This is a genomic window from Neorhizobium huautlense, assembly GCF_002968575.1.
GTDB lineage: Bacteria > Pseudomonadota > Alphaproteobacteria > Rhizobiales > Rhizobiaceae > Neorhizobium > Neorhizobium huautlense.
In genome coordinates, this window is sequence record NZ_PVBM01000018.1 from 26,205 (window position 1) to 42,352 (window position 16,148).

Annotated in this window: 14 protein-coding genes; 6 read left to right on the top strand and 8 right to left on the bottom strand. The window is 60.2% G+C overall.

Features of this window, described 5'->3' with window-relative positions; translation table 11 throughout:
* Positions 1–5: 5 nt before the first annotated feature.
* From truB to C5L12_RS18680, 4 genes are all read left to right on the top strand, one after another.
* Entirely contained in the window at positions 6–935 is a 930-nt protein-coding gene (gene truB, locus C5L12_RS18665) for a tRNA pseudouridine(55) synthase TruB (RefSeq protein ID WP_105373561.1), read from the top strand.
* Between the two features lie 170 nt (positions 936–1,105).
* Positions 1,106–1,375 (top strand): 30S ribosomal protein S15, encoded by a 270-nt coding sequence (gene rpsO / locus C5L12_RS18670; RefSeq protein ID WP_105373562.1) that lies wholly within the window; start codon positions 1,106–1,108, stop codon positions 1,373–1,375.
* Positions 1,376–1,705: 330 nt separating this feature from the next.
* Positions 1,706–3,850 carry a polyribonucleotide nucleotidyltransferase gene (pnp, locus tag C5L12_RS18675; RefSeq protein WP_105373563.1) on the top strand — a complete coding sequence of 715 codons (2,145 nt, stop codon included), beginning with the start codon at positions 1,706–1,708 and terminating at the stop codon, positions 3,848–3,850.
* 90 nt (positions 3,851–3,940) lie between these two features.
* Positions 3,941–4,948: a class I SAM-dependent methyltransferase gene (locus tag C5L12_RS18680; RefSeq protein WP_105373564.1), complete on the top strand. Its 1,008-nt coding sequence runs from the start codon at positions 3,941–3,943 to the stop codon at positions 4,946–4,948.
* A gap of 67 nt (positions 4,949–5,015) precedes the next feature.
* On the opposite strand, the gene fabI is transcribed toward C5L12_RS18680, so the two are convergent.
* Genes fabI through fabA form a run of 3 tightly spaced genes read right to left on the bottom strand, consistent with a single transcriptional unit; the run spans position 5,016 to position 7,612 of the window.
* The gene (gene fabI / locus C5L12_RS18685; RefSeq protein WP_105373565.1) at positions 5,016–5,822 is read right to left on the bottom strand and encodes an enoyl-ACP reductase FabI; all 807 of its coding nucleotides are present in this window, start codon (positions 5,820–5,822) and stop codon (positions 5,016–5,018) included.
* A 4-nt stretch (positions 5,823–5,826) separates the two neighbouring features.
* Positions 5,827–7,050, bottom strand: coding sequence for a beta-ketoacyl-ACP synthase I (fabB, locus tag C5L12_RS18690; protein ID WP_105373566.1), 1,224 nt, complete (start codon positions 7,048–7,050; stop codon positions 5,827–5,829).
* Between the two features lie 46 nt (positions 7,051–7,096).
* On the bottom strand, positions 7,097–7,612 hold the full coding sequence (gene fabA / locus C5L12_RS18695) for a 3-hydroxyacyl-[acyl-carrier-protein] dehydratase FabA (protein ID WP_105373567.1): 516 nt from the start codon (positions 7,610–7,612) through the stop codon (positions 7,097–7,099).
* A gap of 318 nt (positions 7,613–7,930) precedes the next feature.
* Between fabA and irrA the strand changes: the two genes are divergently transcribed.
* Complete coding sequence (gene irrA, locus C5L12_RS18700; protein ID WP_105373568.1) at positions 7,931–8,347, top strand: iron response transcriptional regulator IrrA; 417 nt, start codon at positions 7,931–7,933, stop codon at positions 8,345–8,347.
* A 9-nt stretch (positions 8,348–8,356) separates the two neighbouring features.
* Here irrA and C5L12_RS18705 read toward each other — a convergent pair whose 3' ends face one another.
* Complete coding sequence (locus C5L12_RS18705) at positions 8,357–9,010, bottom strand: trimeric intracellular cation channel family protein (RefSeq protein WP_105373569.1); 654 nt, start codon at positions 9,008–9,010, stop codon at positions 8,357–8,359.
* Between the two features lie 107 nt (positions 9,011–9,117).
* On the opposite strand from C5L12_RS18705, the gene C5L12_RS18710 reads away from it, so the two are divergent.
* Positions 9,118–9,591 (top strand): hypothetical protein, encoded by a 474-nt coding sequence (locus C5L12_RS18710; RefSeq protein WP_105373570.1) that lies wholly within the window; start codon positions 9,118–9,120, stop codon positions 9,589–9,591.
* Here the strand turns inward: C5L12_RS18710 and C5L12_RS18715 are convergent, their stop codons facing one another.
* From C5L12_RS18715 to C5L12_RS18730, 4 genes are all read right to left on the bottom strand, one after another.
* Complete coding sequence (locus tag C5L12_RS18715; RefSeq protein ID WP_105373571.1) at positions 9,592–10,380, bottom strand: YdcF family protein; 789 nt, start codon at positions 10,378–10,380, stop codon at positions 9,592–9,594.
* 18 nt (positions 10,381–10,398) lie between these two features.
* On the bottom strand, positions 10,399–11,118 hold the full coding sequence (locus tag C5L12_RS18720; protein ID WP_105373572.1) for a YoaK family protein: 720 nt from the start codon (positions 11,116–11,118) through the stop codon (positions 10,399–10,401).
* Positions 11,119–11,227: 109 nt separating this feature from the next.
* Positions 11,228–12,436 (bottom strand): TIGR03862 family flavoprotein, encoded by a 1,209-nt coding sequence (locus C5L12_RS18725; RefSeq protein WP_105373573.1) that lies wholly within the window; start codon positions 12,434–12,436, stop codon positions 11,228–11,230.
* Between the two features lie 19 nt (positions 12,437–12,455).
* On the bottom strand, positions 12,456–16,070 hold the full coding sequence (locus C5L12_RS18730) for a hydantoinase B/oxoprolinase family protein (RefSeq protein WP_105373574.1): 3,615 nt from the start codon (positions 16,068–16,070) through the stop codon (positions 12,456–12,458).
* Positions 16,071–16,148 lie beyond the last annotated feature (78 nt).

Consider the following 16,148-nt stretch of genomic DNA (forward strand, 5'->3'; position numbering starts at 1 on the left):
AACGCATGTCCAAACCACGCAAACCCAAAGGCCGGCCGGTTTCCGGCTGGCTGATCCTCGACAAGCCGATCGATTTCGGCTCGACCGAAGCCGTTTCCAAGATCAAATGGCTTTTCAACGCCCAGAAGGCAGGGCACGCCGGCACGCTCGATCCGCTTGCCTCCGGCATGCTGCCGATCGCGCTCGGCGATGCGACGAAGACTGTTCCTTACGTCATGGATGGTCGCAAAATCTATGAATTCGCCGTCAGCTGGGGCGAGGAGCGCTCGACTGACGACCTCGAAGGTGAAGTTACGGCCGCGTCAGACGCGCGACCCGACGAACAGTCGATCCGCGATCTCCTGCCAAAATACACCGGCGCGATCAGCCAGATCCCGCCGCAGTTCTCGGCAATCAAGATCGCCGGCGAGCGTGCCTATGACCTCGCCCGCGACGGTGAGACGGTTGAAATTCCGTCCCGTGAGGTGGAGATTTTCCGCCTGACGCTGCTCGGCACGAGCACCGACAAGGCGCATTTCGAGGTTGAATGCGGCAAGGGAACCTACGTTCGCGCTTTGGCTCGTGATTTCGGCCGTGATCTCGGCTGCTACGGGCATATCTCCGAACTGCGCCGCACATTCGTCGCCCCGTTCGGGGAGGACAAGATGGTGCCGCTCGCCGATCTCGTAGCGCTGGAAACGATCGAGGACCGCGACGAACGTCTGGCCGCGCTCGATGAATTCCTGATCGATACGGCTGAGGCGCTTTCGAACCTGCCGCATCTGCCGGTGACCGACGATCAGGCGCATCGTCTGAAGATGGGCAATCCCGTAATCCTGCGCGGCCGCGATGCTCCGCTGGCGGAAGCGGAGGCTTATGCGACGGTGCGGGGAAAACTGGTCGCAATCGGCGAGATCGGACAGGGCGAATTCCGCCCGAAACGGGTCTTCGGCTAACCGCTCCGAAGCCCCGAACATCGGCTCTTCCAATCCGCCGGTGAATGGTTTATAGGCAGCGCCAGCATAAAGGTGGCCTTTGGGGCTCCTTTTTGCGGTTTCACGGCCAAGGCTGGACGACATCCCGGCTTTTGGCGTCCCTTATTCCTCTCCATAGAAAGGATCGTACGATGTCGATCACTGCAGAGCGCAAAGCCGCCCTCATCAAGGAATACGCTACCACCGAAGGTGATACGGGTTCCCCGGAAGTACAGGTCGCGATCCTCACGGAACGCATCAACAACCTGACCGAACACTTCAAGGACCACAAGAAGGACAACCACTCCCGTCGTGGTCTCCTGACGCTGGTTTCGAGCCGCCGCTCCCTTCTTGATTATCTCAAGAAGAAGGACGAAGGGCGCTACACCAAGCTGATCGGCAGCCTGGGTATCCGCCGCTAAGAACTCTTCCGGCGGGCCTGGAAACGGTGCCCGCCGTTTGCTTTTCGGGCCTTGCCCGATGACAATATCTCGCTGTGCGCTAAATAGTACGGCAGGAACCTACGGCGAACCCGGATGGGCCGGTTTCGCCAGCAACCACTGACCTGTCATGGGGCAGGATTGCCGGATGCTTTCGGCCAAAGCTCGAGTGCTTTGGCCAGGTTTTCTTAACAAGAGACCACCGCCAGAAGCCTCCTGTTGTCTTGCCCATGATGCGTCACATTGATTGCGGTCGATCATGCGTTGCGCCGGAACAGGCGGTGCGTGTGCTTCCGCATTGAAGGACAAGACATGTTCAATACCCACTCCGTAGAAATCGAATGGGCAGGTCGCCCGCTGAAGCTGGAAACGGGCAAGATCGCCCGCCAGGCTGACGGGGCCGTGCTCGCAACCTATGGCGAGACGGTCGTTCTTGCCACCGTGGTGTCTGCCAAGGCGCCGAAGCCGGGCCAGGATTTCTTTCCGCTGACTGTCAACTACCAGGAAAAGACCTATGCCGCCGGCAAGATCCCGGGCGGCTATTTCAAGCGCGAAGGCCGTCCGAGCGAGAACGAGACCCTCGTTTCCCGCCTGATCGATCGCCCCATCCGCCCGCTTTTCCCGGAAGGCTACAAGAACGATACGCAGGTTGTCGTCACCGTTGTTCAGCACGACCTTGAAAACAACCCGGACATCCTGTCAATGGTTGCGACCTCGGCCGCGCTGACGCTTTCCGGCGTTCCTTTCATGGGTCCGGTCGGCGGCGCGCGCGTTGGCTATATCAACGGCGAATACGTCCTGAACCCGCATCTCGACGAGATGGATGAATCGAGCCTCGACCTCGTCGTCGCCGGTACGCAAGATGCCGTTCTGATGGTCGAATCCGAAGCCAAGGAGCTTCCGGAAGACATCATGCTTGGCGCCGTCATGTTCGGACATCGCGGTTTCCAGCCGGTGATCGACGCAATCATCAAGCTTGCCGAAGTGGCCGCCAAGGAGCCGCGCGATTTCCAGCCGGAAGATTATTCCGCGCTCGAGGCCGAAATGCTCCAGCATTTCGAGGCCGAACTCCGCGAAGCTTATAAAAACACCCAGAAGGCTGAGCGTTACGCCGCTGTCGACGCCGTCAAGGCGAAGGTCAAGGCTCACTTCCTGCCGGAAGAGGGTGAAGCAAAGTACACGGCTGAAGAAGTCGGTGCCATCTTCAAGCACCTGCAGGCAAAGATCGTTCGCTGGAACATTCTCGACACCAAGAGCCGCATCGACGGTCGCGATCTGGAAACCGTTCGTGCGATTGTCTCGGAAGTCGGCATTCTGCCGCGCACCCACGGTTCGGCACTTTTCACCCGTGGTGAAACGCAGGCGATCGTCGTTGCCACGCTTGGCACCGGTGAAGACGAGCAGTATGTCGACAGCTTGACCGGCATGTACAAGGAGCGCTTCCTGCTCCATTACAACTTCCCGCCCTATTCCGTGGGTGAGACCGGCCGCATGGGCTCCCCGGGCCGCCGCGAAATCGGCCATGGCAAACTTGCATGGCGTGCGATTCGCCCGATGCTTCCGTCTGCCGAGCAGTTCCCCTACACGCTGCGCGTCGTCTCGGAAATCACCGAGTCCAACGGCTCGTCCTCGATGGCAACCGTCTGCGGCACCTCGCTCGCTCTGATGGATGCCGGCGTTCCGCTTGCAAAGCCGGTTGCCGGTATCGCCATGGGCCTGATCCTCGAAGGCGATCGGTTTGCGGTTCTCTCCGATATCCTCGGCGACGAAGATCATCTCGGCGACATGGACTTCAAGGTTGCAGGTACCTCCGACGGCATCACCTCACTGCAGATGGACATCAAGATCGCGGGCATCACCGAAGAGATCATGAGGGTCGCTCTCAGCCAGGCCCAGGCCGGCCGCAAGCACATCCTCGGCGAGATGGCGAATGCCATCACCGAAAGCCGCGGCCAGCTCGGCGAATTCGCGCCGCGCATCGAAGTGATGAACATTCCGGTCGACAAGATTCGCGAAGTCATCGGTTCGGGCGGCAAGGTCATCCGCGAAATCGTCGAGAAGACCGGCGCCAAGATCAACATCGAAGACGACGGCACCGTCAAGATCGCCTCTTCGTCCGCCAAGGAGATCGAAGCGGCCCGCAAGTGGATCCACTCGATCGTCGCCGAACCGGAAGTCGGCCAGATCTACGAAGGCACGGTCGTCAAGACCGCTGATTTCGGCGCCTTCGTGAACTTCTTCGGCGCCCGTGATGGCCTAGTGCATATCTCGCAGCTCGCCTCCGAGCGGGTTGCCAAGACCCAGGACGTCGTCAAGGAAGGCGACAAGGTCTGGGTCAAGCTGATGGGCTTCGACGAGCGTGGCAAGGTTCGTCTGTCGATGAAGGTTGTCGACCAGGCCACCGGCCAGGAGATCCCGCAGGAGAAGAAGAAGGCCGACGGCGAAGCCGCCGAGTAAGCTTCCTTCCTCCCAGGGAGAAAATTGAGGCGCGGAAGCTCTTCCGCGCCTTTTCTTTAGCTGAAACAGACACCTGCCCAGAGAACGACAATGAGCCGCGACGCTTTGAAAACCCTGCTTCATCCCTTCGTCACAGACGCGGTTCCCATGCCCCGTGACGGTGAACGCGTGATCTTCCTGGGCGCAGAAGGCGGCAGTATCCTGCCTGAGGGCTTCGCGGGTGAGATAACAGCCGTGCAACCCTTCCGGCCGCTTTTCCGCACTCTGCGGGAAGGTGCGTTTCCCGAAGCCGAAGGCGACGGCTATGACGTGGGGTTGGTTCTCTGCGGCAAGCATCGCGGCGAGAACGAAAACCGCACGGCGGAGGCTCTGGAGCGGGTCCGGGCGGGAGGCATGATCGTTATTGCGGGCGGCAAGGAAGACGGCATCCAACCGCTCAGAAACACGCTTCTGAAGCTCGGGATCGAGCTGGACTACACACCGAAATACCACGGTGTGGCGGTGTGGTTCGCGCGGCCGGAAAACGCCGATGCGGCGATCAAGGCATTGAAGAAGCAGCCCGTGACATTTGAAGGCCGGTTCGAAGCCGCGCCCGGCATGTTTTCCCACGACCGCATCGATCCGGGTTCGGAACTCCTGGCCGGTCGCCTGCCGACGGATTTCGATGGCAACGCCGCCGATTTCGGCGCCGGTTGGGGCTATCTGTCCGTGATGCTGGCGGAAAAGTCGCCGCGGGTAAATCGCATCGATCTTTTCGAAGCAGATTATCAAGCGCTGGAATTCGCTAAGAAGAATCTTGCCCGCAACTGCCCGAACCTTAACGCTCGCTTCTACTGGCAGGATCTGGGCGCCGAGCCGCCGAAGGAAAAATACGACCTGGTGATCATGAACCCGCCGTTTCATGAAGCTCAGGCCGCCGATCCGGAACTCGGCAGGACGATGATACGGACAGCGGCGGCTGCACTTAAGAACGGTGGCCGATTGATGCTGGTCGCCAATCGCGGCCTGCCCTACGAGCCGGTTCTGGCATCTGATTTCCGGGAGCACGGTGAGACCTGCCGCAACGCTCGGTTCAAGGTTCTCTGGGCAAAAAAATAAGTCATAAAAAAAGACCCTGCCGACATCATCGGCAGGGTCTTTTCTTATTATTCCTGAGGCTTCGGGATTATTCCACGTCGGCTTTGCGGAGCTTTTCGAGCGTCGGCAGCGAGGTGATGCTGTAGCCGGCGTCGACGTAATGAACTTCCCCTGTAACGCCGCGGGAAAGATCCGACAGAAGATAGAGCGCTGATCCGCCGATATCCTCGATGGTCGGCGTGCGGCGCAACGGGGCGTTCTGCTGGTTCCATGAATAGATGGCGCGGGCATCGGAAATACCGGCGCCCGCCAGTGTGCGCACCGGACCGGCCGAGATCGTATTGACGCGGATATCGCGCGGGCCGTAATCGGCCGCGAGATAGCGAACCGACGCCTCCAGAGCCGCCTTGGCAACGCCCATGACATTGTAGTTGGGAATCACGCGCTGGGAGCCGTTGTAAGTCAGCGTCAGCATTGAGCCGCCATTCGGCATCAGCTCGGCGGCGCGCTTGGCGATTTCGGTGAATGAGAAGCACGAAATGACCATCGTCCGGCTGAAGTTTTCCCGCGTCGTGTCCGCGTAAAGGCCTTTCAGCTCGTTCTTGTCGGAAAAGCCGATGGCGTGGACGAGGAAGTCCAGGGTACCCCAGCGTTCCTTGATGGCCGCGAAAGTCGCATCGACCGAAGCGATATCCTCTACGTCACAAGACACGACGAAATCGGAACCGAGTTCCGCCGCAAGCGGCTTCACGCGTTTCCCCAGCGCGTCGCCCTGAAAGGTGAAGGCAAGCTCGGCCCCTTGGGCAGCGACTGCCTTGGCAATCCCCCAGGCGATAGAATGGTTGTTGGCGACCCCCATGATCAGGCCGCGTTTCCCCTGCATGATTCCCGTCATGGAATTATCCGTTGTAGCGCTGGAAGACGAGCGTGGCATTGGTGCCGCCAAACCCGAAGGAATTGGAAAGAGCAATATCGATCTTGGCATTGTCGATGCGGCTGCGAACGATCGGCACGCCTTCGAATTCCGGATCGAGGTTCTCGATATGGGCGCTCTCGCCGATGAAACCTTCCTGCATCATCAGGAGGCTGTAGATCGATTCCTGCACGCCGGCACCGCCCAACGAATGGCCGGTCAGTGACTTTGTCGACTGGATGTGAGGTATCTTTGCGCCAAACACTTCGCGGATGGCGCCGATCTCCTTGGAATCCCCGACCGGTGTGGAGGTGCCGTGAGTATTGATGTAGTCCACGTCGCCCTTTACGGTTGCAAGCGCCTGACGCATGCACCGCACGGCGCCCTCGCCGGAGGGAGCGACCATGTCGTACCCGTCCGAGGTGGCGCCGTAGCCGACGAGTTCGGCGTAGATCTTTGCGCCGCGGGCCTTTGCATGCTCAAGTTCTTCCAGAACCAGAACGCCCGCTCCGCCGGCAATTACGAACCCGTCGCGGTCGACGTCATAGGCGCGCGATGCCCTGTCGGGATCATTGTTATATTTCGTCGACATGGCGCCCATGGCGTCGAAAAGGTTCGACATCGTCCAGTCGAGATCTTCGTGGCCGCCGGCAAACATGACATCCTGCTTGCCCCACTGGATCATCTCCGCCGCGTTGCCGATGCAATGGGCGGAGGTCGAGCAGGCCGACGAGATGGAATAGTTCACGCCGTGGATCTTGAACCAGGTTGCAAGCGTTGCGGAGGCCGTCGAAGACATGGCCTTCGGCACGGCGAACGGACCGATCCGCTTCGGGCTGTTGTTCTTGATGGTGATTTCTGCCGCTTCGATCAGCGTCCGCGTGGACGGGCCGCCAGAGCCCATGATGATGCCGGTACGCTCGTTCTCGCTGTAGTCCTTTTCCTCCAGTCCCGAATCCGCAATCGCCTGCTTCATCGCAACATGGTTCCATGCGCCGCCTTGGGACAGGAAGCGCATGGCGCGACGGTCCACGAGATCGGTCGGGTCAAGCGACGGTCTGCCCCAGACTTGGCATTTGAAGCCGTGTTCGGCAAAATCTGGGGAGAATGAAATGCCGGACTTTGCCTGACGCAAGGATTCGGTGACTTCGGCGGCATCGCTTCCGATCGAAGATACGATACCGAGACCCGTGACAACTACCCGTCTCATCTCATCAAAACCTTTTCTTACTGTCCTGTTTCGGCACGAGCCGCCGTCAGGCTGCCTTTTCCTTCGACAGGCCTACACGGAGGTCGGTCGCCTGATAAATGGTTTCCCCATCCGCCTTCAGCCAGCCATCGGCGGTGCCGAGCACCAGTCGGCCGCGCATCACGCGCTTGAAGTCGATGCCGTATTCCAGAAGCTTGGTGTCCGGGCGGATCATGCCCTTGAACTTCACTTCGCCGGTGGAGAGCGCCATGCCACGGCCCGGCTCGCCGAGCCAGCCCAGGAAGAAACCGGTCAGCTGCCACATCCCATCGAGACCCAGGCAGCCAGGCATGATCGGGTTGCCTTCGAAGTGGCAGGGAAAATACCAGTCGTCGGGGCGCACATCGTATTCTGCCCGAAGGTAGCCCTTGTCGAAAGCGCCGCCCGTTTCGGAGATATCCGTGATGCGGTGAACCATCAACATGGGCGGCAGGGGCAACTGTGCGTTGCCAGGCCCGAATAGCTCGCCGTGTGCACAGGCAATAAGTTCTTCATAAGAGAAGCTGGACTGTCTGCTTGCCATAAAATTCCGTTCCCCCCGTTGAAGCCTTCGACCTTTTGTTGTGTGACCATTATTGCAAGAATGGTCGGATTTAAAGCGTGCCGACAGCGCCCCACATTCCGCCCGGGGATGGCGGCCAGATGCGGGAACATCCGTCTGTTCAGGTTCGCATATAGGAAGCTACGAGCGCAAACCAGAGGCTTGTGGAGGAAATAACGCGATTTTCGGCACGTTAAGAGGGGTATCCTCCGGAAAGTATTGAAAGTGGTGCCTGTAAAAGTTATATCGCAAAGTCAAGATACCTTATATTCACATGCACGGTGGGAGCTGACAGGTACTATGGCTGAAGCCATTACTGACATCGAGACGAGATTGCGCCATTCTGGCCTGCGTCCGACCCGGCAGCGTGTGGCACTCGCCGACCTGCTGTTCGCCAAGGGCGACCGTCATCTGACTGTCGAGGAACTGCACGAAGAGGCGACGGCAGCAGGCGTTCCGGTGTCGCTTGCCACGGTATATAATACGCTTCATCAGTTTACCGAGGCCGGCATGATCCGGGTCCTTGCGGTCGAGAGCGCCAAAACCTACTTCGACACGAATATTTCGGACCATCATCACTTCTTCGTGGAGGGCCGAAACGAAGTCATGGATATTCCCGTGAGCAACCTGGAGATCGGCAACCTGCCGGAAGCTCCGGAGGGCATGGAAATAGCCCATGTGGATGTGATTATCCGCCTGCGCGAGAAGAAGGCCTGATATAAAGGCTTACTCCCCTCTTTTCCCTTTGATGGCTTCCGACGCAGGCCTGCCCGGCCGTGGTCTGTATCGCGGCAAGGTCCAGCCGTAATGGATTGCGCCGCCGCGCAGCAGGAACGCGGCTGCCGCCCCCAGGCCGGAGCTGACGGAGAGCGGCAGATCGAGGGCGTTCGCTGCGGTAAAGGTGCCAGCCCCGGCAAGAGTTGCGGTAATATAGATTTCAGGGCGGAGAAGGACGGATGGTTCGTTGGCGAGAAGATCGCGGAGGATACCTCCGAATGCTGCGGTCAGTGCGCCGGTGACGATGGCAATGGTTGGAGACCCGGAGACATCAAGACCTTTGGCCGCTCCAAGTACGCTGTAGGCGGCAATCCCTACCGCATCGAGCCAGATCAGCATCCGATAACGCCACTCCACACGATGCGCCGTGCAGAAAACGAAGGCGCCGGTTGTCACGCAGATCAGGATATAGGTGGGATCCAGAACCCAGAAGACCGGCGTTCGCCCCAGGATGATGTCTCTCAACGTGCCGCCGCCGAGCCCGGTGACGGCGGCAAAGAAGAGGAAGCCGACGAGGTCGAGCTCCTTTCGCGAGGCGGCAAGGGCACCTGTTGCCGCAAACAGAGCGACACCGGCATAATCGAGCATCATCAGCAGTGACATGCAAACTCCAGCGTCGCGCAAGTGGCAGAACCTACCATAACCGCGGATAGTCGCGCCCGCCATCGGTGGTTGCGCGCCGTAAACAGATGAATTTGCGGAGGAAAGCCGTGAAGAGGCTCCTGATCGTTCTCGCCCAGGTCGTGGCGCTGATCCTGGCTCCTGCTCTTGCCCACGGGCAGCAGCAGCTCGTCAGCGATCCGGAAATCTATGAAAAGGATCATTTCCGCAGCGAGTGCAAGATCGCCCAGTTCGATCCGGGCTTCATCGAACGGTTCGATATCAACAACGACGGGATTATCGACCTCGTGTCGAACCACGGCAAACTCGTCTGCGACGGGAAACGCGGCCCGGCCTGCAGCAATGACGGATGCCCCTATAACTTCTACCTGCAGGCCAAGGAGGGTGGCTATTTCATGATCGCTACCGCGCAACTCTACGGCTACGATTTCGTCAAGTATTTCGGCAATATGGTCTTCCTGTTGAAGATGCACCCGCGCTATTGCGACCGCACCGACGCCGAACCATGTGAGATGCGTGTGCGTGTAAAGGGCGGGCGCTTCCTGACGATCTCGAAGAAATAGTCACTGCGGAAAAGTCGTCCCGATTCGCCCCGTCAGATAGTAGGCGACAAGGCTCATCCATTCCCGTGCGGCGGTGGTGGCAAGTTGGGCGTTGAGAGACGGTTGCGTAAAATCCACCGACCAAGCGACGACACCGCTTGTACGGTAGTCCACCGGCCAGGGCGCGAACGCGATTCCCGCTTTACGGAAAAGACCGACCGATCGCGGCATATGATAGGCCGAGGTGATCAGCAGGCAATTTTCGAGCCCCTCGCTTTTCAGGAGCTCGGCTGTCTTGAGGGCATTCTCATAGGTCGTCCGCGAGGCATTCTCCTTGACCAGCCGGTCTGTCGCCACGCCGAAAGCGGCAAAGAAGCGTTCGGCGGTTTGGGCTTCGCCTTCGTAGCCGCCGCTGATCGATCCGTCTCCACCTGAAATCAGGAGCCGTGCCTGCGGATGATTTCGCGCGAGCCGCAGCGCTTCGACAAAACGGTCGGCCGCCTGGTTGAGCTCAATGCCGCCGCGCGCCGTGTTGATCTCGTTGTCGAAGGCCCCGCCGAGTACGATCATGCAGGCAACATCCACTGGATCTGAGGCCTGCCTCGCAAAGCGCGCTTCCAGTATCTGCAGCGCCACGGTGCCTGTCGTCGTGAAGAGTGTAACGAGCAGAACGAGAGCGGCGAGCAGCGCGGAAAGGCCGCTGAGCCTGCGCCGTCCGGCAAAGGCAAGCAGTGCCGCCACGGCGCTCAACAGAAATGCGACCGACAGCGGCTGGGCGAACACCCAAAAAAGCTTTGAAAGCAGGAACATATGGCCCTTCGGAAGTGTCTATGCGCGACGCCTTGCGGCCCCCATCGGCTGCTGGTGGAAATGCAGATGCAGGGACCGTGGCAAAAGAATGGTGGCGAAGGCCAGAAAAACCACAGCTAACACGACGACCCAAAGGGCATTGTTGCCGAGATATTTTGTGACGAACGCCCCGGACACGGCGCCACACGCCATGCCCGTCCAAGGCACCGTCTGAATGACCCACCCTGTCGGATTGCGATCCCCCACGATCCAGCGGCCGATCCCGCGCCCGAAGCGCGACAGCGCACCGGTGATATAGGTGAGGCCGATCGGCAACCCTTCGATATGTTCGACGGTTGCGTTGATCATGCCCATGGCCAGAATGACGAGGTAAAACTGTATCCGCGGATATTCAGCCTCGGGAAGGAACGCCGCTACGGCAAGTGTCACGGCGACGCCCGTGAGGACGACGAAGGTTCGCAGCACCGAAAGCGTGTGGGCAAGCACGATGCCGAGCGCGTTGCCGATGACGAAAACCCATAGGGCGAAATAAAGGATCAGCGCATGGGAATAGTCGCTGTTTGCGAAGGACAAGGCAGCGCGGGTGGTGTTGCCGGTCATGAATGAAACGAAATCACCGGAAAGAAGGAGGCCGACCGCGTCGGTCATTCCGGCGACGAAGGAAATCGCTGCGACGAGCGCCAAACCGGTAACTGTGCGTCTTCTTTTGATGATATAGCGGCGTCTTGCCCTGCTCATGGAGGCCCCTTCCTCCCCTTGTTTTGTGCGAATCGAGTTGCGGATGCGTTCTTCCGGAACGATGCCGGATAGTTGGAAAGAAATCGGAAATATCGGCCGCAGGCCAGTCCTATTTCGTCCGCAGCCAGTTCTCGATACCCTTAGCCGCAGCCCGCCCGGTCGAAAAGCACGCTGTGAGCAGGTAGCCGCCGGTCGGCGCCTCCCAATCCAGCATTTCTCCAGCCGCAAAAAGCCCCGGTACCGCCTTCAGCATATAGTTCCCGTCGAGCTCGCTCCAATCGAGCCCGCCTGCAGACGATATGGCTTCGGCGATGGGCCTCGGGCGACGAAGCGGGATGGGCAGACCCTTGATAAGGATTGCCAGCTCCTGTGGCGGAAGCTGATTTGCCTGGGGAACAAGTTCGCGAATGAGAGCTGCCTTTACGCCTTCCAGGCCGGCACCCTTGCGAAGCCGATTGGCAAAGCTGGCTTTGGTATCCTGCCGAGCGAGGTCCCGCTCAAGGCGTTCGACCGATCGGCCCGGAGCAAGATCGACGGCCAGGTTTGCATGTCCGTGGCGTTTCAGCCTGTCTCGCAATGCGGTCGAATGCGAATAGACTAGGCTCCCTTCGATCCCATGTTTGGAAATCACGAATTCACCCTGGAGCGTGCCCGCGGCTGATCTGGCCGATACGGATTTGACGGGCGCTCCTTCAAAGCGCTGACGAAACGTATCGCTCCAGTCGACGTCGAAACCGCAATTCGCCGGCTGAAATTCATTGATGGTAATTCCCATCTCTTGCAGCCAGGGCACCCAGGCAGCGTCGGAGCCGAGCCGTGGCCAGCTTGCCCCTCCGAGCGCGAGCAGCGTTGCGTCAGGGTGAAGTATAATTCCGCCATCCGGTGTCTCGAACCGATAGCCGCCATCGACGAAGCCGACCCATCGATGCCGCGTGCGGAGCTTTACGCCTTGGGCCTCAAGCCTTCGCAGCCAGGACCGCAGGAGCGGTGAAGCCTTCATTACAGTCGGAAAGACGCGGCCGGACGTGCCGACGAAGGTTTCAGCCCCTAGGCCCTCGGCCCATTGGCGGACATCTTCCGGCGTGAAGGCATCGAGCGCGGGACGCAGGCGAGCGGAGGCCGCGCCAAATCGCCCCGTGAATCGCCGATATTCCTCCGAATGGGTGATGTTGAGGCCGGACTTGCCGGCCAACAGGAACTTGCGCCCGAAGGTCGGCATGGCCTCGTAAAGCGTTACCGCATGACCGGCGGTGGAGAGGACCTCCGCCGCCATCAGTCCTGTCGGCCCGCCGCCGATGATCGCGATCTGTTTTGTCATGACCTCCGGTTACGGCAGATCACTCCGCTTTTCCATAGCCGCCTGCCGTCGGCGTCACGACGGTGACGGCTTCGCCCGCGTTGACGACGGTCTGGGCGCAGCCGCCAAGTTCTTCGAGCGTGCCGTCCAGCCGGCGGACGATCATATGCCCCAGTTCGCCTTCCTCGCCGCCAGCGAGGCCATGCGGACGGATCGTCCGATGCGAGGAGAGGATGGCGCAGTCCATCTTTTCGAGAAAACGGATGGTGCGCCTGGTGCCGTTGCCCGCCGACCACTTGCCCCTGCCGCCGGAATTCTCGCGGATGTGGAAGTCTTCCAGCAGAACGGGATAACGCGTCTCCAGAATTTCGGGGTCCGTGAGGCGCGAATTGGTCATATGCACGTGGACGGCATCCGTGCCGGAAAAACCCGTGCCGTCATTGAAGCGGCCGGCCGGTGATCCGGAGCATAACGTTTCGTAATACTGGTAGGTCGCATTGCCGAATGTGAGGTTGTTCATCGTTCCTTGGCTGGCGGCCATGGCGCCGAGCGCGCCGAACAGCGCATTGGTGACATGCTGGCTGGTTTCCACATTGCCGGCGACGACAGCTGCCGGATATTGAGGTTTCAACATCGACCCTTCAGGCACGACGATGCGGATCGGCCTCAGGCAGCCGGCATTCATCGGGATGGAGCTTTCCACCATGACGCGGAACACATAAAGCACGGCAGCGCGCGTCACCGGTTCCGGCGCATTGAAGTTGTCCTTTTTCTGGGGGCTTGTTCCGGTGAAATCGACAGTCGCTTCCCGCTTTTCCTTGTCGACCGTGATTTTGACCTTGATGATGCTGCCCTGGTCGGTGGGGTAGGAAAATTCCGCGTCGTTCAGCTTTTCGATGACGCGCCGGACGCTTTCTTCCGCGTTGTCCTGCACATGGCCCATATAGGCTCGCACGACGTCCAGCCCGAACTGCGCGATCATCTTGCGCATTTCGTGCACGCCCTTTTCGTTGGCGGCGATCTGGGCGCGAAGGTCGGCTACGTTCTGCGCCACGTTGCGGGCCGGGTAGGGGTGATCGGAAAGAAGTCTTGTGATGCCTGTCTCGTCGAACCGACCACGGTCGACGAGCAGCACGTTGTCGAACAGCACGCCTTCCTCGTCGACGGTCGTCGCAAGCGGCGTCATTGAGCCCGGAGCGGTTCCGCCGACATCCGCATGATGTCCGCGCGAAGCGACGTAGAACAGGATCTTTTCGCCTTTTTGATCGAAGACCGGTGTGACGACGGTGATGTCCGGCAGATGCGTGCCGCCGTTATAGGGGGCATTCAGCGCGAAAACGTCGCCGGGGCGGATCTTGCCCCTGTTGGCGGCGATCACGGTTTCGACCGAGCGGTCCATGGAGCCAAGATGCACCGGCATATGCGGTGCATTCGCTACCAGTGCGCCGTTCTCGTCGAAAACCGCGCAGGAAAAATCAAGCCGTTCCTTGATGTTGACCGAGGAGGCGGTGTTTTGAAGGGTCACGCCCATCTGCTCGGCAATCGACATGAAGAGATTGTTGAACACTTCGAGCAGGACGGGGTCCGCCTGGGTGCCGACTGGTTTCGCGCGGGAAAGTTCGGCAACGCGTTTCAGGACGACATGGTTGAGCCCGGTGATCTCGAAAGCCCAACCGTCTTCCACGACGATCGTCTGGTGCGGTTCGACGATCAGGCATGGCCCCTTTGCATGGGCACCCGGCTTGATGTCCGCTCGGACATAGACCGGCGCCTCGCGCCATGCGCCGCCGGAGAAGAATTTCGTTTGTTCCGTCGCGGTCGGAGCGGCGCTGTCCAGCGAAAATTCCGGTTCGGCGGAATCCGCGCCGCCGCCGATCGCCTCGACTTCGTAGGCTTCGAATATGATCTCGCGGTTCTCGAAGATGAAGCCGAATTGTTTCCTGTGGGCTGTCTCGAATGCCGAGGTCATGTCGGCAACGCCGCCGAGGACCACGGGCAAGGTCGTATCGGTGCCCTGATAGCGCAGGTGAGCTCGGTGCAGCACGGCTACCCCGGCTCCGGAAACTCCCTGGCTTGCCATTTCCTCGATCACGCTTGCAGTGAGCTCGTCACGGATGGTGTCGAGCGCTTCGAGTGCCACCGCAAGCTCTTCGGAAACCGTGCGTTGGCGGGTGGCGCGGATATCCGCCAGACCCATGCCGTAGGCGGAGAGAATCCCGGAGAATGGGTGGATCAGCACCGTCGAGATGCCGAGCGCATCAGCCGTCAGGCAGGCATGCTGGCCGCCGGCACCGCCGAAGCAGGTCAGCACGTAATGGGTTACGTCGTAGCCGCGCTGGACGCTGATCTTCTTGACCGCATTGGCCATGTTTTCGACCGCGATCGCGACAAACCCGTCAGCCACTTCTTCAGGGGAGCGCCCGTCCCCGATGACCGTCGCCATCTCCTCGAAAGCGGTACGCACGGCACCTGCGTCGAGCGGCTGATCGCGGTTGGCGCCGAAGATCTTGGGGAACAGGTCCGGAGACAGCTTTCCAAGCATCACGTTGGCGTCGGTGACTGTCAGCGGTCCGCCGCGCCGGTAGGCTTTCGGGCCGGGATTTGCACCGGCTGAGTCCGGGCCCACCCGGAACCGTCCATTTTCGAAATGCAGGATCGAACCACCGCCGGCGGCGACCGTATGGATCGACATCATCGGCGCGCGCATCCGCACCCCGGCCACCTCGGTCTCGAAGGAACGTTCCAACTCGCCGTCGTAGTGGGAGACGTCCGTGGACGTACCGCCCATGTCGAAGCCGACCATCCGTTCGAAGCCTGCCAGGCGCGATGTTTCGACTGCGCCGACCACCCCGCCGGCGGGCCCGGAGAGGATCGCGTCTTTGCCCTGGAAGAGCCGGGCGGCGGTGAGGCCGCCCGAAGACTGCATGAACATCAGCTGCGGGCCATCTTTTCCGTCTGAGCCCAATTCGGCAGCAACCTGATCCACATACCGGCGCAGGATCGGCGAAAGATAGGCGTCGACCACCGTCGTATCGCCTCTGCCAACCAGCTTGATCAGCGGCGAAACTTCGTGGCTGACTGAAACCTGGGTGAAGCCGATCTCGCGGGCGACTTTCGCCGCCAATTGTTCATGAGCCGGGTAACGATAGGCGTGCATGAAGACGATGGCGACGGCGCGGAAGCCGTTCTCGAAGTGCTTCTGGAGAGCCAACCGGATTGCGGTTTCGTCCGGCGTGGCCTCGACGGTCCCGTCGGCGCGGACGCGCTCGTCCACCTCGACAACCGCCTGATACAGCAATTCCGGTTTGATGATCTTCTTGGCAAAGATATCGGCGCGAGCCTGGTAGCCGATCGCCAAAGCGTCGCGGAAGCCGCGCGTGGTGACGAGAAGCGTCTGCTCGCCCTTCCGTTCGAGCAGGGCGTTCGTGGCCACTGTCGTACCCATCTTTACGGCGCCGATCCGATCGGCAGGAATCGCTTGGCCGGCGGGAACGTCCAGCAGCTCGCGAATTCCCTGCACTGCGGCATCGCGGTAGGCTTCAGGATTTTCGGAAAGAACCTTATGCGCAATAAGCATTCCATCCGGCTTCCTGCCGACGATGTCGGTAAAGGTGCCGCCGCGATCGATCCAGAAATCCCACTTGCCAATCGTCATATTCCGCCCCTGTCGCTCGTTGCTTTGCATTAACGAAAACATTTCGTCGATAAAACGTCAATGATTAGTTGACAGCAA